Here is a 26827-nt window from a genome sequence, read left to right as displayed (position 1 = left end):
CTTAGTGGGTCGCATCCGTTAAGGTTTGTTCAAGAATTGCCACGCACAAGGCATCAAAACTGTAGCCCACCGCCTGCGCGGCTTTTGGCACCAGTGAGTGACTGGTCATGCCCGGTACAGTGTTGACTTCAAGCAGCCAGAAATTGCCTTGTTCATCCTGCATTGCATCAATACGGCCCCAGCCGCTGGCACCTACCGCCTGGAACGCACGCAGGGCCAAGACCTGTAACTGCTGCTCTTCCGACTCGGTTAAGCCACATGGAATGCCATATTGCACATCATTACGGTTGTATTTGGCTTCATAGTCATAGAACGCCACATCTTTAGGCGGTTCCAGACGAATCACCGGCAAGGCCTGACCATTCAGTAATACAATCGTGAATTCGCGACCGGTAATCCATTTTTCGGCCATTACCACTGCATCATGCTCGGTGGCTTTGGCAATCGCTTCAGCAAAGTCTTCAATACGTTCGACTTTGCTCATGCCAATACTGGAACCTTCATGTACCGGCTTGATAATCAGTGGTAAACCCAATGCAGCGACAATATCAGCCGGGTTTGAATCTTTGGTGACAATACGATACGGCGCTGTTGGCAGCTCGGAACCTTGCCAGACCTGTTTGGTTTTGACCTTGTCCATGCCAATGGCTGAACCCTGTACGCCAGTACCGGTATACGGCACATTCAGCCATTCCAGTACACCCTGAATCTGGCCATCTTCACCGCCGCGGCCGTGCAGGACAATAAAGGCACGATCATAGTTGACCAGTTCGGTCACACTACGATCTTTCGGGTCAAACGCTTCTGCCTGAACGCCTTCGCGCAGCAGCGCATCGAGCACTGCCTGTCCACTATCCAGAGACACCCCACGCTCGGCAGATTTTCCACCAAATAACACGGCAACTTTGCCGAACTTTGAAGCATTTGACACGTTTATATCCTTAAACTTTACACTGAGCGACCAAATTCAAATATCACTTTGGGTGATTATTTTAAATACAATTTATTTTGAGCAAGCTCGATGGAGATTGCTCCTACATTACCCGCACCTTGGGTCAATAATAAATCATTCGGTTGTAACACTTTTTGTACCAGTGTTTCCAGATTGCCTTCAACCGGATCAATCAGGATCGGTTCAACCTGACCACGCAGACGGATACTGCGTGCCAGACTGCGACTGTCGGCACCCACAATAGCTTTTTCACCGGCAGGATACACTTCCAGCAACAGCAGTTGATCGACCTGCGATAACACTTCAACAAAGTCATCAAAACAGTCACGGGTACGGCTAAAACGGTGCGGCTGGAACAACATCACCAGACGGCGGTCCGGATGGCTCTGACGCGCTGCTTTAATGGTGGCTTCCACTTCTTTAGGATGGTGACCATAGTCATCGACCAGTTTGATGCTGCCACCGTCCAGTTCAAATTCACCTTGCACCTGGAAACGGCGACCTACACCACTAAAGCCTTCCAGTGCACGGCAAATCGCACCATCCGAAACACCTTCATCCGTCGCCACACCAATGGCGGCCAAGGCATTCAGTACATTGTGCAGACCTGGCTGATTCACGATAACACGCAGTGGCTCGCGGTCTTTACGCAATACGGTAAAGTGGGTACGCATACCGTCCTGATCAACATCGACTGCGCGAATATCATTGTCTTCATTAAAGCCGTAGGTTAGCACCGGACGGGCAATGCGCGGCATAATTTCACGGATGTTGGCATCATCACCACAAACCACTGCCAAACCATAGAATGGCAGTTTGTGCAGGAATTCAATAAAGGTATCTTTTAGCTTGTCAAAGCTGCCGCCATAAGTATCCATGTGGTCGGCATCAATATTGGTGACAATCGCTGCCATTGGCTCCAGATGCAGGAAAGATGCATCTGATTCATCGGCTTCAGCCACAATATAACGGCTCGCACCCAGTGCAGCATTAACCCCGGTACGGTTCAGCAAACCGCCTATCACGTAAGTCGGGTCCAGATTTTCTTCTGCCAGCATACAGGTAACCAGGCTGGTGGTGGTGGTTTTACCATGTGTTCCGGCCACGGCAATCCCGTGACGATAACGCATCAGCTCACCCAGCATTTCAGCACGGCGCACCACCGGAATACGGCTCTCAATAGCGGCTTTAACTTCCGGGTTTTCCGGATCAATTGCAGTAGAGACTACCAGTACATTGGCGCCCTGAATATTATCTGCGCTATGACCAATAAACACCCGAATGCCATTTTCTTCCAGCTGGGCTGTAGTTTTTGAGGCTTTAATATCTGAACCGGAAACATCATAGCCCTGGTTTTTTAATACCTCGGCAATGCCACACATCCCGGCGCCGCCAATCCCGACAAAGTGGATATGTTTGATACGACGCATTTCAGGCACTTTAATCAGTTCTTTTACTTGATCAGCAGGGATAGATGGAGACATAGTTTACTCGGTTTACAAATCTTGAATTAAAGCAACCACATGTTGGGTTGCATTAGGTTGTGCCTGTTGACGCGCCTTGCTGGCCATTTCAGAGAGCAGTTGGCGGTTCATCAACGGCATTAACAGTTCTTTTAAGCTGTCCGGGGTCATGCTGGCTTGCGGACAGATTTTTGCCGCGCCCGTCTTGGCCAGGAATTGTGCATTGGCCGTCTGATGGTCATCCACAGCACTTGGCAAGGGCACAAATACCGCAGCCACACCCGCGGTTGCAATTTCCGTAACCGTCAGTGCGCCGGCCCGGCAGATAATCAGATCGGCATCGCTATAGGCCTGTGCCATATCTTCAATAAAGGGTTGCACTTCAACCGTTAAGCTGTCCGGCTTGTTGGCATAACGCGCTCGGGTGCTGTCTGCATGATTTTGCCCACACTGATGATACACATTTAAAGGTACATTCAGCTGTTTTAAGGCTTCAGGGACACGTTCATTCAGTGCCTGCGCGCCCAAAGAGCCGCCAACAATTAAAATACGCAGCGGCAAACCTGCTTTTTCACGTTCCTGATAACGCCAGGATGGGGTTAGAGTCGCGCTAATTTCTTTACGCACCGGGTTGCCAGTGGTGACAATTTTAGTGCTGGCCGGAAACGTATCCGGGAACGCCTGACAAACAGTGTTGGCAATACGCGACAGCTGGGTATTGGTAAAGCCGGCAATTGCATTCTGCTCATGAATAATGACCGGAATACCAAGCAGACGTGCGGCCAGACCACCCGGTCCAGCCACATAGCCACCAAAGCCGGCGACAGCCTCTACTTTGTGTTTTTTCATTAACTGCATGGCGCTTAAGGTGGCTTTTAGAATTTTAAAAGGCGCCATCAGTTTGCGTGCCAGCCCGTTACCGCGCACGCCTTGAATATCAATCTGATAAATCGGAATATTCTGGTTTTGTAATAAACGGTTTTCCATGCCTGTAGGCGTTGCTAACCAGGACACATGGATTCCCTGCTGCTGGAGTTCTTTTGCCACGGCTAGGGCTGGGAACACATGGCCACCAGTGCCTGCGGCCATCATCATCACATGTTTAGGCTTGGTTTGCGCTGCATCAGTCACGGTCTAATTCTTCAATCCAAATATGGCTAATGAAAGTTCTTTATAAGCGCTCAATTGTAATCACAATCGTATGAGCTTGAAAGTTTATTTACTTTTTTTCACCAAGCGGCTCATTGTTTTTTTCAACAGTTTTGAAAGTTTAAACTAGTTTTATTATTAATTCACCGAAATTGTTAAGTTTCCTGCATTTTTCACTGAATTATGTCGACTGGTTTTGATTTACAAAATCGCTATAATTTTCTTGCTCAACGCAGTTTTTCAAGCTCAAATCTCGCTTAAGAATACAAAAAGAGCCACCCAAGGTGACTCTTTTGAAAGATAGATTAACGACCGGCTTCCAGTACATCAAACAGGGTATCGGCAATTGAGGTGCCGAACTGGGCATCAATTTCACGGATACAGGTTGGACTGGTCACGTTAATTTCAGTGACATAGTTACCAATCACATCCAGACCGACAAATACCAGACCTTTTTCACGTAAAAATGGCCCGACTTTGGCAGCAATTGCCTTGTCATTGTCGGTCAATGGACGTGCTTCACCCAGACCACCAGCGGCCAGGTTGCCACGCACTTCGCCGTTTTGCGGAATACGTGCCAGACAATACGGAATTGGCTCGCCATTGACCATTAAAATGCGTTTATCCCCTTCTACAATTTCCGGAATATAACGCTGCGCCATAATTGGCTGGGTGCCGTTATTGGTCAGAATTTCAATGGTAGAGCCAATATTCACACCATTCTGATACAGACGGAAAATGCCCATGCCGCCCATCCCATCGAGCGGTTTCACAATCACATCGCCATGTTGCTGAATAAATTCACGAATCAGGCTTTGCTGAGAGGTCACCAAAGTCGGCACCTGCAGCTCCGGGAACTGGGTGGCAAACAGTTTTTCATTACAGTCACGCAGGCTTTGCGGCTTGTTAATAATCCACGCTCCTTCGCGCTCTGCCTGTTCCAGAATATAGGTGCTATAGACAAAGTTCATATCAAATGGCGGGTCTTTACGCATCAGCACCACATCATAGGCTGCGATGGATTCTTTTTGTTTTTCGCCCAGCTCATAATAATGGTTGTAATCTTCAAAGACTTTTAACGGGCTGATTAGACCGAAAGCCTTGCCCTGATCAATATATAAATCTTGTTGTAGTGCATAACCGAGTTCATGACCCCGACGTGCCGCGGCCCACAGCATGGCCATGGTGGAATCTTTTTTCAGGTTCACCGTTTCAATCGGGTCCATCACCACAAGTACGCGCATAATGACTGCTCTTTTAAAATTGCTATAATGTGGAGTATAACGGAGATTCGCTGCCTGTTTTTCTGAATTTGAGTAAAGCTTTGCAGCGCTATATTTGCTGATTTCAGGAAGCTGCCCATGCAACAGCCAATTGTGGGATATCATTTAGATGAAGAAAATCATTGGGTCGCAGAGCTGGCCTGTGGTCATGGCCAGCATGTGCGGCATAATCCACCGTGGCAGAACCGGCCCTGGGTGATGACGGAGCAAGGACGCAAAGAAAAATTAGGGGTGATGCTGGAGTGTAAGAAGTGTGAGGAAGGATGATTTTGTTATTTATTTTTCCTTCTTACTTCATGAATAGACAATCTACGTTCTATTTTTTTAAAAAGATATGCATCCTGATCGATATCTAACTCTTTATTGCGACGTTTTACATAGCTCATATAATTCAACTTTTGTTTTAGCTCCTATTCATTCCAATGAGTTTCTTCTGCTTTTGATTTTTTATCTAAAAATGCAGTTTGCCTATTAATATTTTTACTCATACTTTCTAAAGACTTTTGAATTCCTGCTAATGCTTTGGGAAGAGCTTCTTCAAAACTCTCTCCTAATTTATAAATTTTTAGTTCTGAAGTATCAATTTTATATGTATTCTTATATTTCTTTCCCTTTAAATCCTCATATCTGATCTCAGCATTAAAAATAAGATTAAAGAAGTATTCACTATCTAACTCTTTAGGATTTAAACCAGTAAAACTTAGATAGTCCGTATATTTAGAATCATTCGGCGCTAAATAATTGACTCACTTAATCATAAAATCTCTTTGCATAAAAACTTTAATAGCTTTTTGAGCAGTAACTAAAAAAGAAGCATCGAGTGAAGGTTCAGGAAATAATTTTATTTTTACGTTATGAGCTCCTCCTTTTCCTACATTTGTAATTTTTAAACGTAAAAAATGGATTCTGTACTCAACAGGTTCTAACTTAATGTCTATCAATGGTTCGGTTTGAACTTTTCTAAGTTCCCTATTTTCTTTCCAACCCAAAAAAGTCGCTATCGATGCTGCACACTTGCAGCAATAGCTGAAAAACTTGCGATCATTAAATTCCAATCTAGATTCATTTTTGTTTTTTATAAAAATAAAGCCCTATCATGGATAGAGCTTTATTAAAAATCAATACGTTGTATTAATTATTAGATCCCATACTTCACACGATACGCTTCCATCTTCGCCAAAGCCTCTTTTTCACCTTTGGCATCCAGATAATTCATTAAATCTTTCATGGTAATTAAGGCATGTACCGGAATTTCTAGCTCTTTTTGAACTTCCTGAATCGCAGACAAATCACCCTGCCCTTTTTCCTGACGATCTAGCGCGACCAGTACACCGGCAATTGTGGCACCTGCATTTTTTAAAATGGTCACCACTTCACGAATTGCTGTACCTGCGGTAATCACATCATCAATAATCCAGACTTTTTTACCTTCAACCGATGCACCGACCAATACGCCACCTTCACCGTGATCTTTGGCTTCTTTACGGTTAAAGCCCCATGGCACGCTTACGCCATGATTTTGAGACAGCGCCACTGCTGTAGCCGCCACAAATGGAATGCCTTTATAGGCTGGGCCAAAAATCACATCAACATTTTCACATTCTGTTAACTTGGCTGCATAGCCTGACGCCAGTAATGACAAGGCTTCGCCATCATTTAATAAACCGGCATTAAAAAAATAAGGACTCACGCGACCCGATTTTAAAGTAAACTCACCAAATTTAAGCACACCACGTGATAATGCGAGTTCGATAAAAGCTTGAGGGTTAAATGTCGCTTGCGTTGACATGAGGTGCTCCAAAATTCATAAATTGAGGTAAGACCTGCGCATGATACCAAAGAGTAGCTATCCGAGTGATCAAAAAATTCTTCGTGTGGTTTCAATTAACGTCAATGGCCTGCGTTCTTCGGTCAGTAAAGGCCTGCTGGAGTGGATGGAAAAATCAGAGGCTGATGTCATCTGCATTCAGGAAAGCCGTCTGACCCATGCGCAGTGGACTGATAAATTCAAACCGGAAGGCTGGTATACCCATCTGTTCGCAGCTGAACGTCCGGGCTATGCCGGCACCGCCATTTACAGCCGCCTGCCATTTGTGTCTATTCAGGATGGTTTAGGCTTTGAACTGGCCGACTCCCAAGGCCGTTTTGTCACGGCAGAATTTGATTTAGGGCTGGGTTATCCGGTGCATATCTGCTCGCTGTATCTGCCATCGGGTTCATCGGGTGAAGAAGCACAAGCCCGTAAAGACCACTTCCTCGAAGAATATACAAAAATCCTGAAACAATGGCGCGATGAAAATAAATCGATCATCGTCTGCGGTGACTACAATATCGTGCATAAACGTATTGATATTAAAAACTGGTCAGGCAACCAGAAATCTTCTGGCTGTTTACCGCATGAGCGTGCCTGGCTCGATCATATCTATGATGATTTGGGCTATGTCGATACCTTCCGTGAAGTGCGTAAAGAAGCCGAACTGTATTCCTGGTGGTCGAATCGCGGTCAAGCCCGTGCCAAGAACGTTGGCTGGCGGATTGACTATCATGCCTGTTCACCGGACTGGAAAGCACGTACCGTCAATGCCTGGGTCTATAAAGACGAATGGTATAGCGACCATGCCCCGGTGATTATTGATTACAAACTCAACTAAAAATCATCCTATTGAGTGAACAAATGTTCACTCAATAGAGGTTTATTTCCGACATATTTTGTCGTCATTCAGACCTTTATCTGCTTTTTAAATCGGCGCATTATTGCAGCACGGCAAAGGGACAGTGTCAGGATGACAGCAAAGGGACAGGAAGCCGTAGGATGCAAATAAACAAAGCCATGATGGTCTTTGTTTCAAGGATGTGACATCGGACGTTGTAGTGAGACCCGCATAATCAGGATGATTAAATGCGGGTTTTCTACATCTGGGCTTTTATTTTTTATATTGGCTATTTGCTTTTCGTTTTTTTCTTAGCACGAATAATTCTTATCAAGTGATGTCTTGTTTTTCTGCCACTATTATGGCGCGGTAGCGTTGCATTTTAATGACGGTTTAATTTCAGAACCATGAACTCAATATTTATACCCGCTATAGTGCAAAACCAATTTTTTGGTTAATCTCTTGAGCATTGTGTTTCTTGCTGGAATCCGCTTTATGCTTAAAATTTATGGTATTAAAAACTGCAACTCCATGAAAAAAGCCTTTGATCTGCTCAATGAACTGGGCCTGGCTTATGAATTTCATGATTATAAAAAACAGGGTATTGATGCAGAAACGCTAAAACATTGGCTGGATGCTGAAGGTCAGGACAAAATTCTGAATAAAAAAGGCACCACCTGGCGCAAACTGTCGGAAGCGGAACAGGCACAAGCCCTGTCTAGCGAAGCAGATTTAATTGAAGCCTTACGCACTCACAACAGCCTGATCAAACGTCCTGTGCTGGCCACCGCAGACGGCTTTATTGTTGGTTTTGATGAAACCGCCTATCGCGCCTTAAACGGATAAATTCTTTTTATCTACCTTTTACTTATCCGTTAAAAATCAAAAAGCCTGATGCATCTACCTCAGGCTTTCTGGTTTAATCCGTTTCTATTGGCTGGCTTATTTCACACGAACCCAGGTCTGGTTACGACCCAGCGCTGCTACGCCAATATAGCCACGCAATTGTAATTTCTGCCCGCCATCAGCCAGTTGACCTTTTAACTTGTAGGTTTTACCTGATTGCGGATCCAGAATTGAACCGCTGTCATAGTTGGTACCACCCGAATTCTTTAAACCACGTACAATGGTTAAACCTTTCAAGGATTTGTTTTTGTAAGGTCCTTCACATTTTGTACAGGCATTTTCTTCACCCGGCGTTAAAATGGACTGAATTGTTGCAGTTAACGTGCCATTTTTCTGCTCGGTAAATTTGACGGTTGCTTTTGCTTGCTTGGTTTTGTCATCAATTGTTTTCCAGACAGTACCATTTAGCGGATCAGCAGCATTCGCCAAAGCTGTTAAACCCATTAATCCTAATGCCAGTGCAATTTTTTTCATTTTTTTTGATTCCCTAGTCTAGTGTTAGACAGCCTTAGTATTAAAAAGTCACTACAAATTTGCAATTTTTGAATGTGACCATTTAGTGTAACCTTGTAAATTGTGTTGGTAAATACGCAAGCACAGGCCAAAATCAAGAACAAGATGGAAGAACAATGAAGATCAACCCGTTATTGAAACAAATTTTCACAGAAGGCTTTTTAAAAACCACCATCCGCCTGCCAAGCCAATATAATTTACCGCATAATCCGCTGCGTTTCGCCCTCGAACAGATGTGCCGGCTGTTTCCGACCAATAAAACTGTCGAAGTCCGCGCTTTACGTCTGGCTGGCCTGAAAGCCGAAGAAATCAAGCCACAAGATGAAGCCACCCAGCTGATTTTCTATATTCACGGTGGCGCCTTTTATTTAGGGTCTTTAAATACCCATCGCCCATTTCTGACTGAACTGGCCGCCCGCACCCAGATGCAGGTGATTCATATCGATTATCCGCTGGCGCCTGAAAATCCATTCCCGGAAGCCTTAGAAGCAATTTTTGATGTCTATCAGACCCTGCTGGATCAGGGCGTACAGGCCAAAGATATTTTGCTGGCAGGAGATTCCTGCGGCGCCAATCTGGCGCTGGCCTTAGCCTTAAAAATCCGTGATGAACAGTTACCGCAAGTCAGCGGCCTCATGCTGCTTTCACCATTTTTGGATTTAACCCTGACCAGTGAATCAATTCGTTATAACCGCAAACACGATGCCTTATTGTCGATTGAAACTCTGGAAACCGGGATTCAATACTATGTGCCACCGTCGGTCGATCGTGGTGATCCGCGTGTTTCGCCGCTATTTGATGATTTAACCGATTTACCACCAACCTTGGTGCAGGTGGGTTCTAAAGAACTGCTGCTGGATGATGCGCAGCGTTTTCGTGACAAGGCCGAACAGGCGGGCGTGAAGGTCAGTTTTAAACTGTATACCGGTATGTGGCATAACTTTATTATGTTCTCACCGTGGTTTGATGAAGCCAAAATGGCGCTGGCCGATTTAGCCGAATTTGCCCATCAGCAGGACCAAGATTAAAACGCCATAAAAAAAGGTCAGTAGAAACTGACCTTTTTTGTGATTAATGCAGCGCCGTAAAGCTTAGATTTTGGCAATCTGGTCTAATGCCGTAGTAATCGCCTGATCTTTAATATCGCTCATGCTAACCCCTTCAGCACGTACTACTTCAATATCACTGACACCGGTAAAGTTAAACACGGTTTTCAGGAATGCTTCCTGGAAATCAACCGGGCTTTGTTCGCCATAGACACCACCGCGGCTGCTGGCGATATACACTTTCTTGTCACCTGCCAGACCGACCGGGCCATTTTCGGTGTATTTAAAGGTACGACCTGCCACGCTAATCCGGTCAATCCAGGCTTTTAAAGTCGATGGCAGACCGAAGTTATACATGGCTGCGCCCACCACCACCACATCTGCATCTAGATATTGTTGCAGAATCTGTTCGCCTAAAGCGCTTTGCTCGGCATTTTGTCCCATTAAAATTTCAGCGGTTAAATGCGGAATGGTCTGTTCAGCCAGATCCAGATAGTCAACTTGGGCCGCTGTATTTTTCGCCTGTAGCTGGTTCACAATAGCTTTAGACAACTGACGTGATACAGAAGCGTCGCCTAAAATACTCGAGTCGATATGCAAAATTTTCATGGGAGAGAATCCTAAACTGTGATTTTTTCAATAGCGCCATTTTACTGCAGTTTAAAATAGAAATAAGTGATTTAAACAACACACACTGTTGCACCCATGCAACGATATTTTTTCCCGAAAAGTACAAAAAATAGCCATTACCAATTCTCTAAAATCATGATATGTTAGGTTTTATTAAAATAATTGTATAAAAATGAGACTTTAGACGCTCATTTTTGGGGTCGTGATTCACGCATGAAAAGTCGCATTGCGCACAGTGCTGTGCCCACATTTAAATACAAAGTCACCCGTTATTTACTCGAAAAAGAAGTGGTGATGAACTGGAGCACGTTAAACAAATGTATTCTGATGCTGTTTTTGGGCAGCCTGATACATGTGATCTGGGCCATCTGGAAAAGTGTGGTATTGCTCACCCCGGAACTGTGGCGCTGGGTCAATCTGGCCTTGTTAAAACAGCAGCTGGTCATTAATTTATTCGGGCTATTTGTGTTTATTGGCATGATTGGCATCTGTCACTACTTTCGCAAACAGGACTGGACCCGGCGTTATATGCCCTATATTGCGGTGGCCACCTTTGTGGTCAGTCTGTGCCGCGATGGTTATCTGGTCGGGGTACTGAGTCCGGCCACCATGGTGACTTATGTTAGCCTGCTCACAGTCGGTCTGGTGCTGTTTGAACGCAGAATTGTCTATTCGGCCTTAATTCCGGCCACACTGTATCTGGTCAGCTGCGGTTATTTAAGCTTTTTCGGCCAGTTAACCTATGCGCCTTTATTTTTATTAACCGACTTTCCTTATAAAAATGGCTTCTGGGTGCTGTCGATGCTGTTTTTTATTGTGCCGATTCTGCTGACCTGCCTGGTGCTGTTTGAAATTCTGCTGAGTCAGTGGCGCTATCGGGAGGCGCTGATTGCACATTTAAGTCAGGTCGATCCGCTCACCAATACCTTTAATCGGCGCAGTATCAACCAGTGTCTGGAACAACTGAACCACAAACAGGCACCCAGTTATGCAGTGATTCTGGTCGATCTGGATCATTTTAAGCAGATTAATGATGAGCATGGCCATCATAAAGGCGATGAAGCCTTGGTCCAAGTCTGTCATGTGCTGGCCGGCCATATCCGCGAGCAGGATGTGCTGGGCCGTTTTGGTGGCGAAGAATTTATTCTGGTCCTGAAACAGGCCACTGCGCACCAGGCTAAACAGGTGGCCGAGCGCTGCCGGCAGGCCATCACCCAGATTGAACTGTATGATGAACATAACCAGCCCATCCATTTTACCGCCAGCTTCGGGATTGCCTTATCGCACCATAATACCCCTTATGAAAAGCTGCTCAGTCAGGCCGATCAGGCCCTGTATCAGGCCAAAGCCTATGGCCGTAATCAGGTGGTGCTGTATCAGCCGCTGGAACCAGCAGCCTCTTAAGACTTAGCTAGAGGATGGTTCAGACTGATAAGGCTCCAGATAATTGACCCAGTCTTGTTCCTGTTTCGCGGCCTGTTCCCAGGCCTGCATTGCCGGATGTTGCAGCATGGTCTGCATATAATACTGGCTGTCTTCATTCACGGGCAGCGCATAGCTTTTCAAACGCCAGACCACCGGTGCATAAAAGGCATCAGCAATCGAGAAATCACCACAGAGAAAACCGCCTGGGTCCGGACGCTCAGACCAGATCTGACAGACACGGGCTACATCGTCACGTAAATCAGGTTGCTCAGCCCATAACGTCTGTCCGACTTCTGCCAGATCAGCGCGAATATTCATGCCGCAATGGTTACGCAGTGCCTGAAAACCGCTATGCATTTCAGCAGCCAAAGCGCGTGCCCGAGCCCGCTGTGCCCGACCAGCCGGCCATAGCTGGCGCTCCGGAAACTGTTCGGCCAAATATTCACAAATCGCCAGTGAATCCCAGACCATTAGCCCGTCATGTACCAAGACCGGTACCTTGCCATTCGGGTTAATTGCCAGTACATCCTGTTTAAAATGGCCCGTGCCGCGTTCTTTAGGAAAAGGTAACAGCACTTCACGAAACGGCAGTTCAAAAGCAGTAAGGACCAGCCACGGCCGCATGGACCAGCTGGAGTAATTCTTGTTGGCAATGTACAGTTCCATCATGACTCATCCTCCTGTTGTTGTTTTTAATATTCACGATCGCTGGGCAGTGCCACCTGATGAGATCAAGGGATATGGCGCCAAAGCCTATACAAAGCGACTTAAAAGCTAAAGTTTAATGGGCGGACAGGCCTCGCGCTTATCCGCTGTGATCATCACCATCATGATAGCGTGATCTACCAGCGCCTGTGTCAAGATCTGTAGCAATTCTGCTGCTAAACCAGATATAAAAACGGCCTGTGAACAGACCATAAGCAGAATAAGTTGCAGCTCTCTAGCAGTCAGCGAGAGACTCTACTCCCCCGCTTTCTACAGCGCCATAACCAGAGCGCACTTAGAACAGGAAGGCCACACCTAAACCGGCATGATAACTTTTATCAGCGCCATTTAAATCAACACCGACACTGGCATCCAGCTGGGTACGCGCATTTAAGGCATAAATCAGGCCTGAACCCAAGGCATATTCCACCTTCTGGCTTTCTGCTTTGTGGTAAATAAACTCGGAGAACCCGGCCCATTTATCACTGAGCTGATATTGAATCCCCGGCACTGCCTGCAAAGCCCAATTGCTGTCCTGCCACTCATAACGCATGCTAATTGAGGTGGTGAGTAAATCATTATAGGCATAGGCCACTGCCGAGCTAAGGCTGTAAATATCCTCTTCGGCACTAAAACCATCATTCCCGGTGGCAATCTGCGCTTCGGCCAGCACCGCCATCGACAGTTTTTCATCATCCAGATCAATGGCATGTTTCAGACCAATGCTGACATCCCCCAGACCATCTTCTTCAACCGACTGGCCAGCACTTTTTACCCGGCTCCAGCCCGGACCCTGCCAGCCCAGCTGTAATTCTAGATTATCCACCAGACCGGTACGCAGTAAGGTATCGGCGTGCAGCTGAGTAATTTCCTGCGTCAGACCATTGTCATCTTTGGTTTTCTGATAGTGCGCATTGGCCAGCGCCTGCTCCCAGGCCAACTGACCGACCGGCGTAATTCCGGTGCTCATGCCCACACCCGGACGGTCAAATGCAAACTCGGCGGCAAAGACCTGACTGCTGACTGCAGTCGCCACCATCACACCCAATAATTTCAATGCTGACATAGTGTTTATCTCAATTTTAAGCCAATTCTTTGGTCATTTTCGCGCCATGGGCACGGAGCAGTTCTAAGGTTTGCTGTTCTTCAGGCAAGGCTTCAGCCCAGTTAATTTCATCAAAGTCGCAATCAAAGAATAAATCACTGATGGATGACAAAATGGTCAGGCCATCTTCATCTTTACGGTTTGGATCGACGTTTTCTTCAAGCAGGCGCTTTACCGCAGGTGCACAGGCGGCACTGGCGGCGTCCCATAACGGGCCATAGACTTCTTCCGCATCCCACAAATGCAAATTGACCTTGGCCTGAATTAACGCGTCCAGAATTTCCATATGGACGGCCAAATCCTGCTGTTTTTGTGCTTCATTGTGCGGCTGGCCCGCCTCATAGGCCTCGCAAATGGCTTCCCACCACTGAAACAGGCCATCAGACCAGACTGAAATTACCGGGCCTTTTTCAGGATCAATAAAATTCGGATCAAGCCCCGCGGCCAGAAGCTGTTGCACTTGGGCCTGATCTAGTTCTTCTATGGCTTGCACCAAGCGTTGTTGTTGTGCCGTTAACATGCAGAGAGCTCTCTTCAATCAAATCAATTTCGTTCTATTATGCCCAATTCAGTGAAAATTGTTTAAGCGAAATGTAATCTTGTCGCATGAATTTGCTATAAAAAAAGCCCCGATACTGGGGCTTTTCTGCTTTTCAGCCAATACCTGTCTTATTCGTCGACATCGGTATCTAGGTCAACCCGACCCGGCTGTCCACCACGCGGATGTTCTTTTTTCTCAAAGACATGCTCCAGACTACGTTTTAAACGGTCAATGGCGCCATGAATTGCGGTATCGACATTATGACCACGATGATTGACCACCACAGGCTTCAAGCCGGCCGGGCGTGCTTCAATCATACATTTGATGTCATCATCTCCGCCTTTGTCCCCGTTTTCATCACTTAAATGTACGGAAAAATGGGTAATACGCTCACTATGGCGTTTAAATTCATCACTTAGCTCTGCACGTACGTAACTAATTAATCGTTCGCTACCTTGGATGTTCTTATCTGTACGGATTTCAATATTCATAATCTCATCCTCTCTTTCTTTCGTTTTCTGAATCTTTTTTGTGCAAAACTATTTTATCTTGGCACGTTTGTCGCTTGCTGTTTTCCAGCATATTGAACATCTTCAACCTAATTTGGACGCTACCCTCCACATTGAACGATGAACACTTTTGAGTCTGCAGAACCGTGTCCTTATACTTTGAATATCGGGCCTAACTCAAAAATATGCAAGCAATATTTGATAAAAATTAGCAAAAGGATAACCTGTTGTGACAACTGCTTACTTGCGTGGCCAGGCACTGATTGACTCAATCCGCTCTGCCCCTTATTCACGTGATTTAATTGGCTATCATGGCCAGCCGCCGCATCCGCAGTGGCCGAATCAGGCACGTATTGCGGTGCAATTTGTGCTGAATTATGAGGAAGGCGGCGAAAATCATATTGAACATGGTGATGCCGGTTCCGAGCAGTTTTTATCCGAAATTGTCGGTGCGGCCAGCTTTCCGGCCAGACATATGTCGATGGATTCGATGTATGAATATGGCTCGCGGGCCGGTTTCTGGCGCATTCATCAGGAATTTCAGCGACGCCAGTTACCGATGACTATTTTTGGGGTCGGTATGGCGCTGGCGCGGAACCCGTATGTGGTCGAGGCCATTCAGCAGGCCGACTATGATGTGGTGTCGCATGGGCAACGCTGGCTACATTATCAGAGCATGGACATGGCCACTGAACGCCAGCATATGGATCAGGCGATCAGTGTCTTGGAAACCCTGTTTGGTCATGCACCCATTGGCTGGTATACCGGCCGCGACAGCCCCAATACCCGCCAGTTACTGGCCGAATTCCCGCAAATTCAGTATGACTGTGATTATTATGGCGATGATTTACCGTTCTGGCAGACGCTGACCAATGCCCAGGGCCAGTCACGGCCGCATTTAATTATTCCCTACACCCTCGACAGCAATGATATGAAATTTGCCGCTGCAAGCGGCTTTAATAGCGGCGAGCAGTTTTATCAATACCTGAAAGATGCTTTTGATGTGCTCTATGCCGAAGGGGAAACTGCACCCAAAATGCTCTCGATTGGTATGCACTGCCGTCTTTTGGGGCGCCCGGGACGCTTTAAAGCCCTGCAATGCTTTTTAGACTACATTCAATTGCATCCACAGGTCTGGATTTGCCGCCGCGGTGATATTGCTGCGCATTGGTATCGCCATCACGCACCAGAACTCATCAAATAAAGAAAACTCGCACCAGCCTTGTGCAGCTTTAGCCGTCTCAGTAAAAAATTGGCTTTTCACTGAAGTTTGGCACTGATATTGCACTTTTAATGACAAAATTGAACGTAATGATGAGACCCTTACTGTGCAACTGGATCAATTTAATCAGGCCCCTGAAGCTGAGATTCACCAATTCTTGCAGCAATGTGTACACATTCCGGCATGGGCAACTGTCATTGCCCAACAGCGTCCTTTTGAGAGTATCGAGCAACTTTTAGAGTTTTCACGGCAGCTGGCCAGCCACTGGAGCTGGCCTGAGATTCAGGCCGCACTCGCAAACCATCCTCGAATTGGCGAAAAACAGGCGCAGCAGCAACTCACGGTACAGGAGCAGGTATTTTCAGCCCGGGAACAGGCTGCCGTCCAGCTCAATAGCGACACCCAGCAGGCACTTTTACAGGGTAATCTGGCCTATGAAAAAAAATTCGGGTTTATTTTCCTGATTAAAGCCTTTGGCTTGAGCAGTGAAGATATTCTGCAAGCCTTACAGTATCGTCTGCTGAATGATGCCGACACTGAACAGCGCATTGTGCAGCAGCAACTCTCAGACATTGCCTTACTGCGTTTAAGCCAGGAGCTTCAGTCATGATCAGCACCCATATTTTAGATACCCATTTGGGTCAACCGGCTACCGGCGTGAAAATCCGGCTATTTAATCAGCAACAACAGTTGCTGGCCGAAGCCGAAACCAATGCCGATGGCCGGGTCACAGCCGCCGATTTTGCTTTGGCCGACTGTCCGGAAGGCTCATATAGTCTGGAGTTTTATACTGCGGCCTATTTTGAGCAAAAAGGCCTGGACAGCTTCTTTCCTAAAGTGTTGATTTACTTCCAGATTAAGGAGGCGACACAGCATTATCACATCCCGTTATTGATCAGTCCTTTTGCCTATTCGACCTATCGCGGCAGCTAAATTTGGTCGGAAAATTGCCAATAAAAAGTTAAATTTGGCTTTATTTTTGCTTAATAACCTGTATCCTTGACACGCTTTTTGGGGAAGACGAAGACACCGTTATGAAACTTACGCAACTTGCTGCACTTTGTGCATTCTCAACCGCTGCTGCCTTCACTCAGGCGAGTCCTATTGTATGGCAAGACTTTAGCTTGACTGGTCTTTATGGTGAAAACTACGAGTTAGGAGGCACTGAAGACCGTACCACCTTAACTGCTGAATACGCAGCTAAACTGAAATATGCAGATGTATTCTTCTTTGTTGACCAGCAATGGGATGGCAACAATGACGATTCAACTTACTTTGAATTGGCACCACGTTTAAGCCTAGGCGAAGTGACTGGTCAAAATCTGGCATTTGGTCCGGTGAAAGACGTGTTAGTCGCAACAACTTGGGAGCACAATGCAGGGCACGGTGGTAACCCTGAGTTCAACAACTTCTTATATGGCGTTGGCTTTGCTTTAGATATTCCATATACCCAATATGCGAACATCAACTTCTATCGTGCTGATAATGATACGACAGATGATGATTATCAAATGACCATCACCTATGCTGTACCATTTAAACTAGGCAATGAAGACTTCCTGGTTGATGCTTTCCTGGACTGGTCAACAGCTGAAGATACTCATGCAAGCGAATTAAACTGGACCTCTCAGTACAAATGGAATGTGGGTAAACACATTTCGCCAGAAACACGTTTATATGTGGGTGTTGAACATTCAGTATGGAACAACAAATATGGCCAGAAAGGCGCAGACCAGAATGATGTCAGCGCGTTGGTAAAATACCATTTCTAAGTCGTATACATAACCTAAAAAAGCAGGACTCCGGTCTTGCTTTTTTTATGCCCGCAGCGGCATGATAATGCGCTCATTCCTATCCTGATGTGCTGCTTATGCGCTTTCATCTTCGTCCTGCCACCGAACACGATCTTGCTGCCATTCAGGCGATTTATAACCCGGAAGTGCTACAGCATGTAAACACCTGGAATGAACAGCCCTTTGATCTGGCACATTTCCAGCACTGGTTCCAGCAATTACAAAAACAGAATTTTCCGCTGCTGGTAGCCGAACATCTGGACACCGGACAAATTGTCGGCTATGCCGATTATTCCACCTTCCGCAGCATCAGCGGTTTTAAACATACAGTCGAACATTCGGTGTTTATTGACCGTCAATTCAGCCGGCAGGGTTTGGGCAAACAGTTGATGCAGGCCTTAATCCAGCATGCACAGGCACATCAGGTTCATGTGATGGTGGCCGCCATTGACCATGACAATAGCGGTTCAATTGCCTTGCATCAGCAATTAGGTTTTCAGCATTGCGGCTATATGCCCCAAGTTGGAAGAAAATTCGGACAATGGCGTGATCTGGTGCTGATGCAACTCATTCTGGATCCAGCATCAGAGCAGCCAGCCTCAACACCAGTCGATTGACCTGTATTTCTTGAAAAGCATCCTGCACAGAAAGTTTAATCCAGCGGATTACCGACTATATTGCTGATAATGCCTTTCATGATATGTGGCCCCTGCTCTTGGCGCAGTTCGGCATACCAGGCTTCCGTCACCTGCTGGTCTTTCATATGCGTAACATCACAGCGTTTACGCGCGCGCAGCACCAGCTCATTGGCGCGCTCATTACGTTTATTCTGGTAGCGGCTTAAGGCATCCTGCATACCCAGGGTATTAATTTGTAAGGCACGCGCCAGATAAATAGCATCTTCCATGGCCTGACAACCACCCTGCCCAATATCTGGCGTGGTGCTATGTGCGGCATCTCCCACCAGCACCACCCGGCCTTTATAAAAATTGGCAAACGGTTCAATATCATGAATTTCCACACGATTGGTGCGCTGTTCGTCAATTGAGTCAATCAGCTGCTGCACCTGCGGACACCAGCCCTGAAAATACTGTTTTAACAGTGTTTTATACTGGCTGCGGTCATTCTCCAGTCCGGCCGCTAGCGGCACATCAAAGAAGAAATAAAAACGCTGATCGGCCACCGGCATCAGGGAAGCGCGCTTGCCTTCCCCGACAAAGGTGGTCCACTGATCGGCCGGGGCCAGCTGTTCGGACACCTCCACCAGACCATTCCAGTTGACATAACCGGCATAACGGCGTGCGACAGTTTCATCCAGTACATAGGCGCGGGTTAAAGAGTGGGTACCATCGGCCCCGACCAGCAGTTCGGTTTGTAGCTGTGTGCCATCGGCAAAGCTGACCGTCACCTGCGAGCCATCTTCCTGTAACGCCACCATTTTCTTGCCTAAATAGATGTGCTCGCGACCAAATGCATCCATCAGCATATTTTGCAGTTCCGCGCGTGACACCGGATACGGACGCTGCCCGACTTCTTCAATTAACGGTGTCAGACTGAACTGAGTCATCACATCACCGCTCAGGCCATCGACATAGGCCAGATGATCCATCTGCCCGCCCAGTTCGGCCACCTGCTCGGTCAGCCCGAGGTAATTCAGGCATTTCACCCCATTGGACCACAGGGAAATGGCCGCGCCCACCGGAAGAATCTGCTCAGCCTGTTCATAAATACGCACTTCATGGCCAAACTTTTTTAGTGCAATCCCTGTGGTTAATCCGCCAATACCTGCACCAATAATTGTAATTTTCATTTTTCCTCCCAAGGCTTGCCTGTCAAAACTGAACAGCTGAAGCGAAAAACGTGCCATTTCATGCTTAGCCTGGGTCGCATGGCCAGAAGTTGGCACAGGCTGTGCTTCTACCCGTAGCAATAGGCCTGCTGTACAAGCCAAATCTGGCGCCACTGCCTGATTTCGATGCACGGCCGTGCCTGCTGTGAATGAACAATAAATGGAAGAGAATCATGGCCACTTTAATTGCACCAACATTTGACCTACCGCCCCAGCTTCAAACACTAACCAACCTGGCAGATACCCGTATTGGTGCAAAAGTTATTGAATGTTCAGATGATTTTTTTGCCGATGCGCAGCGTATGCTGCAATTTGCAGCACCAGTATTTGTGGAAGATAAATTTGATGATCATGGCAAATGGATGGACGGCTGGGAAACCCGCCGCAAGCGCCATGCCGGTTATGACTGGGCCATTGTCCAGTTAGGTGTGGCTGGCAAAATTCAGGCGCTGGATATTGATACCACCTTTTTTAGCGGTAACTATCCCGCTTCAGCCAGTGTCGAAGCCTGCTATGCGCCGCAAGGTAATCTGGAGCAGGCCGAATGGCAGCCGCTTTTAGCCAACAGTATTTTGGGACCCAGCCAGCATCATCTGTTTGAAGTCAGCTCTGATGCGGTCTATACCCATGTGCGTCTGAATATTTTCCCCGATGGCGGTGTGGCACGTTTTCGCGTATATGGCGAGGTGAAAATTCAGACCACAGATCATCAGGGTACACTGGATTTACTGGCGCTTGAAAACGGCGGCCGGGTAATTGCCTATAGCGATGCCCACTTTGGCCATCCACGCAATCTGATTAATCCAGGTCGTAGCATCAATATGGGCGATGGCTGGGAAACCAAACGCCGCCGCACGCCCGGCTTTGACTGGTGTATTCTGGCTTTGGGACAGGCCGGCCAGATTGAAAAAATTGATATCGACACCGCCCATTTCAAGGGCAACTACCCGGCAGAAGTGTCGATTCAGGCCGTCTATATTGAAGATGCCACCGATCTACAACTGATTCCACAAAGCATGTTCTGGCCATTTTTACTGGAGGCGCAGCCCATGCAGATGGACCATGTGCATTCCTTTATCGAGCAGATTTTAAAGCACGATAAAATCTCGCATATCCGGGTCAATATGATTCCCGACGGCGGTATCAGCCGGATTCGCCTCTGGGGCACACTGGTGGACTAACGCACCAGCGTCGCTGTTGGCCCACTCCACAGGCTGACAGCGACCTCCATCTCTACCAGTTGATGATGACCATAAAAATACCCGCCCTGGAACTCTCAAACAACATGAAAAATACCATTCAGATTCAAGCATTGACCCTGGACAATTTTGCCCCTTTTGGTGAAGTGATTAGCTGTCAGGGACATGACTATTTTCATATTAACCATGCCCAAACCGAGCGTTATCATGCGCTGGCCATGACGGAAATTCTTGGTGAAGCACAAGCAGGCATTAGTATTTTCCGCAATATCCAGAGTACCCAAATACCGTTTCAGGTAGCAATGCTGGAGCGCCATCCTCAAGGCTCGCAGGCTTTTATTCCGATGCAGGGGCAAGCGTTTTTGGTGGTGGTGGCACCGGGTTTAAATACAGATGAGCCGGACATCAGCCAGCTTCAAGCATTTATTAGCGATGGTTCACAAGGCGTGAATTACCGCGCCGGGACCTGGCATCATCCCCTGCTGACGCTGGAGGCACCCAGCGATTTTGCCGTGATTGACCGGATTGGCTCTGGTCCCAACTGCGATGTGTATGAATTCAACTCACCCATCCAGATTGTTTCTACCCAGATTTAATTCTCCATTTGGTATAAAAAATAAGCCAGCTTGCCCTTTACAAGCCCAGTATGTGCATGTTTTAGTCAGTACTCTGCCAGTCCGTTGAAATACGCATGTCTAAAGCCGACCTGATGGTTCTGATCTTTTGTGTCATTGCTGCCCTGTTACACGGGATCAGCGGCTTCGGCTTTCCTATGGTCAGTACCGCGGCCATCTCCACCTTGTACCCGCTGTCGACCACGGTAGCCTTTGTACTATTACCCTGCCTGATCCTGAATCTGTTTTTACTCAATAGCGACCCCGAACGCAGCTTTCTTCAGGCGCTGCGCTATTATTCCGGTCAATATTGGGGCCTGATTATCAGCAGTCTGATCGGAAGTGTATTCGGTGTGCAGTTACTGCTACATCTAAATGATGGCTATCTCAAACTGCTGATGGGGCTGTTTATTTTATGGTATGTGCTGGATCAGTTTCGCAGCCAGCCCCTGCGCATTCAGGCCAGTCTGAAAAACATGCTGCTGTTTGGTCTGCTGGCCGGTGTGATCGGCGGAGCCACCAATGCCATGGCACCCTTTCTGATGATGTACCTGCTGAGTACCGAACACAGCAAAACCGAAATTGTGCTGATCAGCAACTTGAATTTTGCGGTCAGTAAACTGATTCAGCTGCTGCTGCTTTACCCGGTGATGCTGCAATTTAAATCTGAACAATGGTCCTTACTGGGCTTATTAACCGTGGTGTCGCTGCTCGGGGTCTGGGCTGGCGGCCAGTTACGTGCCCATATTTCCCAGCAGAAATTTCGCTGGCTGATTCTCAGCTTACTGGCCGTGCTCGGCGGCTCAGCCCTGTGGCAAGCTGTGCAACTCCTCAGTCAGAACCCGCATTTTTTTGTGGTTTAATCTTCTCTTAGCTGCAAAATAATCAATTTATACTTTGCCCCCCTGCTTGAAAAATATTAAATAATAGGCCGATTACTCTAATTCCTATAAATCTATAAAAGGATCGTATATGAATACAGATACGTTAAAACCACCGGTCGAGGCCGCGCCGAAAGGCATTGTCAAAGGCTGGATTATTATTGTCATTGCCGCCCTGCTTTCTTGGGGCTTTTACCATATTTTGCCCTATGATGATTATGCCAATAAAGGCCTGAGCCTGCTGCTGTTTATCGGGATTTTATGGCTGACTGAAGCGGTGCATATCACCATTACCGCGCTGCTGGTGCCGGTGCTGGCCGTAGCGCTTGGCATGCCGATTGAAAATGCCAGCAAAGAACTGGTACCGATGACCACCACGCAGGCGCTGCGGACTTTTGCTGACCCGGTCATTTTCCTGTTCTTTGGTGGTTTTGCCTTGGCCACTGCCCTACATATCCAGAAACTGGACCGTAAAATTGCGATGTGGATTATTTCCATGTCTGGCGGGCATTTGGGGATTTCAGTGCTGGCCATTTTTGCCGTCACAGCTGCACTGTCGATGTGGATTTCCAATACCGCCACCGCAGCGATGATGCTCCCGCTGGCTTTGGGTCTGCTGTCGCACCTGGATTCAACCAAAGAGCGCTCTACCTTCGTCTTTATTCTTCTCGGGATTGCCTATTCGGCCAGTATTGGCGGCCTGGGAACGCTGGTCGGTTCACCACCGAATGCGATTGCTGCCAAAGCACTGGACTATGACTTCGCCGACTGGATGAAAATCGGTTTGCCGATGATGCTGATTTTACTGCCAGCCATGTTGGTCAGTTTATATCTGGTGTTGCGTCCGAAACTGAACCAGAAAATTCATTTTGAAACAGAAGTAATTCCATGGAACCGAACCCGTATCGCGACCATGATTCTGTTTATCTGTACCGCGATTGCCTGGATTTTTGGCAAAAAACTCAGCGAGAACTTTGGTATTTCATCTCCGGATACCTGGACCGCGCTGGTCGCCGCCTGTCTGGTGGTGATTTTAGGTACAGCCACTTGGAAACAGGTTTCTGAAAATACCGACTGGGGTGTATTACTGCTGTTTGGTGGTGGTTTAACCTTAAGTGCGATGTTAAAAGATTCAGGTGCATCGCTGGTGCTGGGTCAAACCGTTGCGGATGTATTTGGTACGGCATCACCGCTGGTGATTATTTTTGTGGTGACCATTTTCATTATTTTCCTGACTGAATTTACCAGTAACACCGCTTCTGCTGCACTGCTGGTACCGGTCTTTGCTGCCATTGCCGACCAGATGGGTATGCCAAAAGAAATTCTGGTGATTATTATTGGTATTGGTGCATCGTGTGCCTTTATGCTGCCTGTAGCGACACCGCCAAATGCAATTGTGTTTGGTACCGGTCATATCAGACAGCGTGAAATGATGAGTGTCGGGATAGTATTAAACATCCTGTGTACCTTCATTATTGCGCTGTTCGTATACTGGTTCTTTAGCTAAACGCTCAGCATCCATCTAAAAGAGCACTGATTTCAGTGCTCTTTTTTTTGTTTAATTTTTACCTATACACATTAAAAGTAGTGGGGGTGAGTTCAGATCCAGCCAGTATGGCGGGTATTTTTTATGGAATGAAAATTTCCCTCTCCTTTTCGGAGAGTCAGGGAGAGGTGAAATTGAAGCCTCCACACCTCCCTTCTTGCGCTGCAAGATCAAGCCATACTGATCTCTTGCTCAGGGAGGCTTTGAATTGTTAAATCCCACCAAACCTCCCTTTGAGAGAGGGAAATTAAATCGCTACTAACTCCCGAATCCCTTTCTCCGGCATTTCCCTGCCGGCACCTTGTGCAATCACCTGGCCACGCGCCATCACGGTATAGCCATCGGCCAGCTCTTCGGCAAAATCATAGAACTGTTCGACCAGCACAATTGCCATTTCGCCACTATCAGCCAGTTTACGAATCACCCGGCCAATATCTTTAATAATCGAGGGCTGAATACCCTCGGTTGGCTCATCCAGAATTAATACCTTCGGTTCAGAAGCCAGCGCGCGAGCAATTGCCAGTTGCTGCTGCTGACCACCGGATAAATCTCCACCGCGGCGCTGCTTCATTTCATCCAGAACCGGAAAAATCTCGTACAGATGTTCCGGTACTTTTCGGGTTTTTGCGCCTTTAAATTTCGCCATCCCAATCAGGATATTTTCCTCAACTGTTAAGGTCGAAAAAATATCGCGGCCTTGTGGCACATAGGCCAAACCTTCACGCACGCGCTGCTCCGGACTGAGCCTGGAAATATCTTTGCCATCCAGCAGAATCTGCCCGGACTTAATCGGCAAAATGCCCATCAAGCATTTCAGCAAGGTGGTTTTGCCCACGCCATTACGCCCCAGCACCACTGAACATGCGCCGACCGGAGCCTGAAACGATACATCGCGCAGGATATGACTGCCCCCATAAAACTGATTGACGTCTTTGACTTCTAGCATCGCGGTCTCCTTAACGTCCCAAATATTTTTCAATCACATCTTCATTGGCCTGAACTTCGGCCAATGTACCCTCTGCCAGAATGGCACCCTGTGCCAGCACCGTGACTTTTTCACTGATGGTGTCAATAAAACTCATGTCATGCTCGACCACAATCAAGGTATGATTTTTCTTCAGCTCCAGACATAGCTCTGCGGTGCGTTCAGTTTCGGCATCGGTCATACCTGCCACTGGTTCATCCAGCAAAATCAGCTTCGGGCGCTGCATCAGCAACATGCCAATTTCCAGCCACTGCTTCTGACCATGCGACAGCAATCCGGCTGGTTTATGTACAAATTCCTGCAAACGGATTTGCGCCAGCGATTCTTCCAGCGCCTGTTGGGCATCGGGATCGAGCTTGCTAAACAGGCTTTTTTTCACCCGTTTATCTTTTGGTGCGGCCAGCAGTAGGTTTTCCATCACGGTAAAATTTTCAAATACCGTGGGTTTCTGGAACTTGCGTCCAATTCCGGCCTCGGCAATCTGTTCGGTGCTCATCTTGGCTAGATCATAGGTCTGGCCAAAAAAGGCAGAGCCTTCCGTTGGACGGGTTTTACCGGTAATCACATCCATCAAAGTGGTCTTACCGGCACCATTGGGTCCAATGATGCAACGTAATTCCCCTTCTGCAATGTAGAGCGATAAATCATTTAAGGCACGAAAGGCATCAAACCAGACACTGACTTTTTCCAAATACAGTGCGATACCGTGGCTAAAATCTGCGCCCTGTTCCTTGGGACGGCCATAACCTTCAGCAGCATGGCCGCCATGAGCTTGCAACAGTTCACTCATTCGCTCCGCTCCTTTTTAAAACGGTCAAACAGACCAATAATCCCTTTCGGCAGGAAGATGGTCACCACAATAAACAGCGCCCCTAAAATCAGTAACCACGCCTCTGGGGAAGCAGCGGTGAAATAGGTTTTGGCCGCGTTAATCACACCCGCGCCGAGCAAAGGCCCAATTAAGGTGCCACGACCACCCGCTGCGACCCAGACCGCCATTTCAATTGAGTTGACCGGGTTCATTTCACTCGGGTTGATGATGCCGGCCTGTGGCACATACAGCGCCCCGGCAATACCCGCGATCACCGCAGACAGTACCCAGGCCGACAGCTTGTACCACAGCGTGCGATAGCCCAGATATTGCAGACGGTTTTCACTGTCACGAATTGCACCCAGCACACGACCATAAGGCTGATTCATCAGATGACGCAACCCGATAAAGCACAGCAGAAGCACCAGCGCGGTGATAAAACACAGGCTGGCCCGCATCGGCGCCGAGGTAATATCCATGCCCAAAATAGTTTTAAAGCCGGTAAAACCATTGTTGCCGCCGAAACCGGTTTCATTACGGAAAAACAGTAGTGCGGCAGCAAAGGTCATGGCCTGGGTGATAATCGAGAAATACACGCCCTTGATTTTGGAGCGAAAAGCAAAGAAGCCAAACACAAAGGCAATGATGCCCGGCACTAAAACAACAAGTGCAAGCGACCAGAGGAAATGTTCCGTACCAACCCAGAACCACGGCAACTCGGTCCAGCTTAAGAAACGCATAAAGTCTGGCAGCCCATCACCCGCGGATTGGCGCATCAGGTACATGCCAAACGCATAACCGCCCAGAGCAAAGTACAGGCCATGACCCAAACTTAAAATACCGGCATAGCCCCAGACCAGATCCAAGGCCAAAGCCACCAGTGCCAGACACATGATTTTGCCAATCAGGGTGACCCAATAAGCCGACAGATGCAGTGCCGAATCACTCGGCAACAGATGCAGCCACGGCAACAGCAGTAAAATCGCAAAACAGGCGGCAATGGCTGCCCCGCTATAGGGTTTATCGGAAAGTAAATGTGTGATCTTCAT

General features: G+C 47.4%; 30 protein-coding genes. 14 read left to right on the top strand and 16 right to left on the bottom strand.

What is annotated here, in order from left to right:
• Position 1: 1 nt before the first annotated feature.
• The 4 genes from FTU86_RS03780 to gshB form a co-directional block, all read right to left on the bottom strand.
• On the bottom strand, positions 2-931 hold the full coding sequence (locus FTU86_RS03780; protein WP_016658739.1) for a D-alanine--D-alanine ligase: 930 nt from the start codon (positions 929-931) through the stop codon (positions 2-4).
• A gap of 56 nt (positions 932-987) precedes the next feature.
• Positions 988-2436, bottom strand: coding sequence for a UDP-N-acetylmuramate--L-alanine ligase (murC, locus tag FTU86_RS03775; protein WP_160240850.1), 1449 nt, complete (start codon positions 2434-2436; stop codon positions 988-990).
• 12 nt (positions 2437-2448) lie between these two features.
• Positions 2449-3546 (bottom strand): undecaprenyldiphospho-muramoylpentapeptide beta-N-acetylglucosaminyltransferase, encoded by a 1098-nt coding sequence (gene murG / locus FTU86_RS03770; protein WP_075167283.1) that lies wholly within the window; start codon positions 3544-3546, stop codon positions 2449-2451.
• Positions 3547-3869: 323 nt separating this feature from the next.
• A complete protein-coding gene (gshB, locus tag FTU86_RS03765; RefSeq protein ID WP_104513186.1) occupies positions 3870-4808 on the bottom strand; it encodes a glutathione synthase in 939 nt (312 codons plus the stop codon).
• 117 nt (positions 4809-4925) lie between these two features.
• Here gshB and FTU86_RS03760 point away from each other — a divergent pair, with 117 nt between their 5' ends.
• On the top strand, positions 4926-5114 hold the full coding sequence (locus tag FTU86_RS03760; protein WP_016658735.1) for a DUF3565 domain-containing protein: 189 nt from the start codon (positions 4926-4928) through the stop codon (positions 5112-5114).
• Positions 5115-5593: 479 nt separating this feature from the next.
• On the opposite strand, the gene FTU86_RS03755 is transcribed toward FTU86_RS03760, so the two are convergent.
• Both FTU86_RS03755 and pyrE read right to left on the bottom strand, forming a co-directional pair.
• Positions 5594-5902: a hypothetical protein gene (locus FTU86_RS03755; protein ID WP_180048326.1), complete on the bottom strand. Its 309-nt coding sequence runs from the start codon at positions 5900-5902 to the stop codon at positions 5594-5596.
• A gap of 83 nt (positions 5903-5985) precedes the next feature.
• Positions 5986-6636 (bottom strand): orotate phosphoribosyltransferase, encoded by a 651-nt coding sequence (gene pyrE / locus FTU86_RS03750; RefSeq protein ID WP_075175540.1) that lies wholly within the window; start codon positions 6634-6636, stop codon positions 5986-5988.
• A 40-nt stretch (positions 6637-6676) separates the two neighbouring features.
• Between pyrE and FTU86_RS03745 the strand changes: the two genes are divergently transcribed.
• Positions 6677-7498 (top strand): exodeoxyribonuclease III, encoded by an 822-nt coding sequence (locus tag FTU86_RS03745; protein ID WP_075167278.1) that lies wholly within the window; start codon positions 6677-6679, stop codon positions 7496-7498.
• 495 nt (positions 7499-7993) lie between these two features.
• The gene (locus FTU86_RS03740; RefSeq protein ID WP_016658732.1) at positions 7994-8344 is read left to right on the top strand and encodes a Spx/MgsR family RNA polymerase-binding regulatory protein; all 351 of its coding nucleotides are present in this window, start codon (positions 7994-7996) and stop codon (positions 8342-8344) included.
• A 96-nt stretch (positions 8345-8440) separates the two neighbouring features.
• Here FTU86_RS03740 and FTU86_RS03735 read toward each other — a convergent pair whose 3' ends face one another.
• Positions 8441-8878, bottom strand: coding sequence for a DUF2147 domain-containing protein (locus FTU86_RS03735; protein WP_005180835.1), 438 nt, complete (start codon positions 8876-8878; stop codon positions 8441-8443).
• Between the two features lie 155 nt (positions 8879-9033).
• On the opposite strand from FTU86_RS03735, the gene FTU86_RS03730 reads away from it, so the two are divergent.
• The gene (locus FTU86_RS03730) at positions 9034-9945 is read left to right on the top strand and encodes an alpha/beta hydrolase (protein WP_104513183.1); all 912 of its coding nucleotides are present in this window, start codon (positions 9034-9036) and stop codon (positions 9943-9945) included.
• 63 nt (positions 9946-10008) lie between these two features.
• Here the strand turns inward: FTU86_RS03730 and FTU86_RS03725 are convergent, their stop codons facing one another.
• A complete protein-coding gene (locus FTU86_RS03725; RefSeq protein WP_005180838.1) occupies positions 10009-10572 on the bottom strand; it encodes an FMN-dependent NADH-azoreductase in 564 nt (187 codons plus the stop codon).
• A 234-nt stretch (positions 10573-10806) separates the two neighbouring features.
• Between FTU86_RS03725 and FTU86_RS03720 the strand changes: the two genes are divergently transcribed.
• The gene (locus tag FTU86_RS03720; RefSeq protein ID WP_104503908.1) at positions 10807-11997 is read left to right on the top strand and encodes a GGDEF domain-containing protein; all 1191 of its coding nucleotides are present in this window, start codon (positions 10807-10809) and stop codon (positions 11995-11997) included.
• Positions 11998-12000: 3 nt separating this feature from the next.
• Here the strand turns inward: FTU86_RS03720 and FTU86_RS03715 are convergent, their stop codons facing one another.
• The 4 genes from FTU86_RS03715 to FTU86_RS03700 form a co-directional block, all read right to left on the bottom strand.
• Positions 12001-12687, bottom strand: coding sequence for a glutathione S-transferase family protein (locus tag FTU86_RS03715; RefSeq protein ID WP_005180842.1), 687 nt, complete (start codon positions 12685-12687; stop codon positions 12001-12003).
• Positions 12688-13018: 331 nt separating this feature from the next.
• On the bottom strand, positions 13019-13789 hold the full coding sequence (locus tag FTU86_RS03710) for a transporter (protein WP_180048325.1): 771 nt from the start codon (positions 13787-13789) through the stop codon (positions 13019-13021).
• A gap of 16 nt (positions 13790-13805) precedes the next feature.
• Positions 13806-14348 (bottom strand): hypothetical protein, encoded by a 543-nt coding sequence (locus tag FTU86_RS03705; RefSeq protein ID WP_005180844.1) that lies wholly within the window; start codon positions 14346-14348, stop codon positions 13806-13808.
• A 149-nt stretch (positions 14349-14497) separates the two neighbouring features.
• The gene (locus tag FTU86_RS03700) at positions 14498-14860 is read right to left on the bottom strand and encodes an HPF/RaiA family ribosome-associated protein (RefSeq protein ID WP_005180845.1); all 363 of its coding nucleotides are present in this window, start codon (positions 14858-14860) and stop codon (positions 14498-14500) included.
• Between the two features lie 247 nt (positions 14861-15107).
• On the opposite strand from FTU86_RS03700, the gene puuE reads away from it, so the two are divergent.
• The 5 genes from puuE (at position 15108) to FTU86_RS03675 (ending at position 18510) form a co-directional block, all read left to right on the top strand.
• Entirely contained in the window at positions 15108-16082 is a 975-nt protein-coding gene (puuE, locus tag FTU86_RS03695) for an allantoinase PuuE (protein ID WP_180048324.1), read from the top strand.
• Between the two features lie 124 nt (positions 16083-16206).
• Positions 16207-16710 carry a 2-oxo-4-hydroxy-4-carboxy-5-ureidoimidazoline decarboxylase gene (uraD, locus tag FTU86_RS03690; RefSeq protein ID WP_104513180.1) on the top strand — a complete coding sequence of 168 codons (504 nt, stop codon included), beginning with the start codon at positions 16207-16209 and terminating at the stop codon, positions 16708-16710.
• On the top strand, positions 16707-17033 hold the full coding sequence (uraH, locus tag FTU86_RS03685) for a hydroxyisourate hydrolase (RefSeq protein WP_168394215.1): 327 nt from the start codon (positions 16707-16709) through the stop codon (positions 17031-17033). Before uraD ends, uraH begins: the two co-directional genes overlap by 4 nt.
• A 101-nt stretch (positions 17034-17134) precedes the next feature.
• On the top strand, positions 17135-17872 hold the full coding sequence (locus tag FTU86_RS03680) for an outer membrane protein OmpK (RefSeq protein WP_180048323.1): 738 nt from the start codon (positions 17135-17137) through the stop codon (positions 17870-17872).
• A gap of 98 nt (positions 17873-17970) precedes the next feature.
• On the top strand, positions 17971-18510 hold the full coding sequence (locus tag FTU86_RS03675) for a GNAT family N-acetyltransferase (RefSeq protein WP_152342576.1): 540 nt from the start codon (positions 17971-17973) through the stop codon (positions 18508-18510).
• 35 nt (positions 18511-18545) lie between these two features.
• Here the strand turns inward: FTU86_RS03675 and hpxO are convergent, their stop codons facing one another.
• Positions 18546-19703 (bottom strand): FAD-dependent urate hydroxylase HpxO, encoded by a 1158-nt coding sequence (gene hpxO / locus FTU86_RS03670; RefSeq protein ID WP_104513247.1) that lies wholly within the window; start codon positions 19701-19703, stop codon positions 18546-18548.
• 212 nt (positions 19704-19915) lie between these two features.
• Here hpxO and alc point away from each other — a divergent pair, with 212 nt between their 5' ends.
• The 4 genes from alc to FTU86_RS03650 all read left to right on the top strand — a co-directional run bounded on the left by alc (position 19916) and on the right by FTU86_RS03650 (position 23943).
• Positions 19916-20923: an allantoicase gene (gene alc, locus FTU86_RS03665; RefSeq protein WP_180048322.1), complete on the top strand. Its 1008-nt coding sequence runs from the start codon at positions 19916-19918 to the stop codon at positions 20921-20923.
• A gap of 104 nt (positions 20924-21027) precedes the next feature.
• Positions 21028-21537 carry an ureidoglycolate lyase gene (locus tag FTU86_RS03660; RefSeq protein ID WP_104491764.1) on the top strand — a complete coding sequence of 170 codons (510 nt, stop codon included), beginning with the start codon at positions 21028-21030 and terminating at the stop codon, positions 21535-21537.
• Between the two features lie 95 nt (positions 21538-21632).
• A complete protein-coding gene (locus FTU86_RS03655) occupies positions 21633-22418 on the top strand; it encodes a sulfite exporter TauE/SafE family protein (RefSeq protein WP_104491766.1) in 786 nt (261 codons plus the stop codon).
• 109 nt (positions 22419-22527) lie between these two features.
• Positions 22528-23943 carry a DASS family sodium-coupled anion symporter gene (locus FTU86_RS03650; RefSeq protein WP_180048321.1) on the top strand — a complete coding sequence of 472 codons (1416 nt, stop codon included), beginning with the start codon at positions 22528-22530 and terminating at the stop codon, positions 23941-23943.
• Positions 23944-24229: 286 nt separating this feature from the next.
• Here the strand turns inward: FTU86_RS03650 and urtE are convergent, their stop codons facing one another.
• From urtE to urtC, 3 genes are read right to left on the bottom strand one after another with little or no spacing between them, the layout of a single operon-like run.
• Complete coding sequence (urtE, locus tag FTU86_RS03645; RefSeq protein ID WP_075168209.1) at positions 24230-24928, bottom strand: urea ABC transporter ATP-binding subunit UrtE; 699 nt, start codon at positions 24926-24928, stop codon at positions 24230-24232.
• A gap of 10 nt (positions 24929-24938) precedes the next feature.
• Complete coding sequence (gene urtD, locus FTU86_RS03640) at positions 24939-25757, bottom strand: urea ABC transporter ATP-binding protein UrtD (protein ID WP_104473394.1); 819 nt, start codon at positions 25755-25757, stop codon at positions 24939-24941.
• Positions 25754-26827 (bottom strand): urea ABC transporter permease subunit UrtC, encoded by a 1074-nt coding sequence (gene urtC, locus FTU86_RS03635; RefSeq protein WP_016658716.1) that lies wholly within the window; start codon positions 26825-26827, stop codon positions 25754-25756. The genes urtD and urtC overlap by 4 nt, the downstream gene beginning before the upstream one ends.

Origin of the sequence: Acinetobacter sp. YH12155, assembly GCF_013418255.1 — a bacterium.
GTDB classification, from domain to species: Bacteria; Pseudomonadota; Gammaproteobacteria; order Pseudomonadales; family Moraxellaceae; genus Acinetobacter; species Acinetobacter indicus.
This window is presented reverse-complemented; position numbering and strand designations above follow the sequence as displayed.

What these genes read in the sequence shown, in the direction of transcription:
- FTU86_RS03660 (WP_104491764.1), top strand. Translation starts at nt 21,028, where the DNA reads ATGAAAAATACCATTCAGATTCAAGCATTGACCCTGGACAATTTTGCC.
- pyrE (WP_075175540.1), bottom strand. Translation starts at nt 6,636, where the DNA reads ATGTCAACGCAAGCGACATTTAACCCTCAAGCTTTTATCGAACTCGCA.
- FTU86_RS03760 (WP_016658735.1), top strand. Translation starts at nt 4,926, where the DNA reads ATGCAACAGCCAATTGTGGGATATCATTTAGATGAAGAAAATCATTGG.
- FTU86_RS03720 (WP_104503908.1), top strand. Translation starts at nt 10,807, where the DNA reads ATGAAAAGTCGCATTGCGCACAGTGCTGTGCCCACATTTAAATACAAA.
- hpxO (WP_104513247.1), bottom strand. Translation starts at nt 19,703, where the DNA reads ATGAAAATTACAATTATTGGTGCAGGTATTGGCGGATTAACCACAGGG.
- FTU86_RS03715 (WP_005180842.1), bottom strand. Translation starts at nt 12,687, where the DNA reads ATGATGGAACTGTACATTGCCAACAAGAATTACTCCAGCTGGTCCATG.
- FTU86_RS03710 (WP_180048325.1), bottom strand. Translation starts at nt 13,789, where the DNA reads ATGTCAGCATTGAAATTATTGGGTGTGATGGTGGCGACTGCAGTCAGC.
- FTU86_RS03740 (WP_016658732.1), top strand. Translation starts at nt 7,994, where the DNA reads ATGCTTAAAATTTATGGTATTAAAAACTGCAACTCCATGAAAAAAGCC.
- gshB (WP_104513186.1), bottom strand. Translation starts at nt 4,808, where the DNA reads ATGCGCGTACTTGTGGTGATGGACCCGATTGAAACGGTGAACCTGAAA.
- FTU86_RS03650 (WP_180048321.1), top strand. Translation starts at nt 22,528, where the DNA reads ATGAATACAGATACGTTAAAACCACCGGTCGAGGCCGCGCCGAAAGGC.
- FTU86_RS03730 (WP_104513183.1), top strand. Translation starts at nt 9,034, where the DNA reads ATGAAGATCAACCCGTTATTGAAACAAATTTTCACAGAAGGCTTTTTA.
- urtE (WP_075168209.1), bottom strand. Translation starts at nt 24,928, where the DNA reads ATGCTAGAAGTCAAAGACGTCAATCAGTTTTATGGGGGCAGTCATATC.
- FTU86_RS03700 (WP_005180845.1), bottom strand. Translation starts at nt 14,860, where the DNA reads ATGAATATTGAAATCCGTACAGATAAGAACATCCAAGGTAGCGAACGA.
- uraH (WP_168394215.1), top strand. Translation starts at nt 16,707, where the DNA reads ATGATCAGCACCCATATTTTAGATACCCATTTGGGTCAACCGGCTACC.
- urtC (WP_016658716.1), bottom strand. Translation starts at nt 26,827, where the DNA reads ATGAAGATCACACATTTACTTTCCGATAAACCCTATAGCGGGGCAGCC.
- FTU86_RS03655 (WP_104491766.1), top strand. Translation starts at nt 21,633, where the DNA reads ATGTCTAAAGCCGACCTGATGGTTCTGATCTTTTGTGTCATTGCTGCC.
- FTU86_RS03725 (WP_005180838.1), bottom strand. Translation starts at nt 10,572, where the DNA reads ATGAAAATTTTGCATATCGACTCGAGTATTTTAGGCGACGCTTCTGTA.
- FTU86_RS03735 (WP_005180835.1), bottom strand. Translation starts at nt 8,878, where the DNA reads ATGAAAAAAATTGCACTGGCATTAGGATTAATGGGTTTAACAGCTTTG.
- urtD (WP_104473394.1), bottom strand. Translation starts at nt 25,757, where the DNA reads ATGAGTGAACTGTTGCAAGCTCATGGCGGCCATGCTGCTGAAGGTTAT.
- alc (WP_180048322.1), top strand. Translation starts at nt 19,916, where the DNA reads ATGGCCACTTTAATTGCACCAACATTTGACCTACCGCCCCAGCTTCAA.
- FTU86_RS03745 (WP_075167278.1), top strand. Translation starts at nt 6,677, where the DNA reads ATGATACCAAAGAGTAGCTATCCGAGTGATCAAAAAATTCTTCGTGTG.
- FTU86_RS03675 (WP_152342576.1), top strand. Translation starts at nt 17,971, where the DNA reads ATGCGCTTTCATCTTCGTCCTGCCACCGAACACGATCTTGCTGCCATT.
- murC (WP_160240850.1), bottom strand. Translation starts at nt 2,436, where the DNA reads ATGTCTCCATCTATCCCTGCTGATCAAGTAAAAGAACTGATTAAAGTG.
- FTU86_RS03705 (WP_005180844.1), bottom strand. Translation starts at nt 14,348, where the DNA reads ATGTTAACGGCACAACAACAACGCTTGGTGCAAGCCATAGAAGAACTA.
- FTU86_RS03680 (WP_180048323.1), top strand. Translation starts at nt 17,135, where the DNA reads ATGAAACTTACGCAACTTGCTGCACTTTGTGCATTCTCAACCGCTGCT.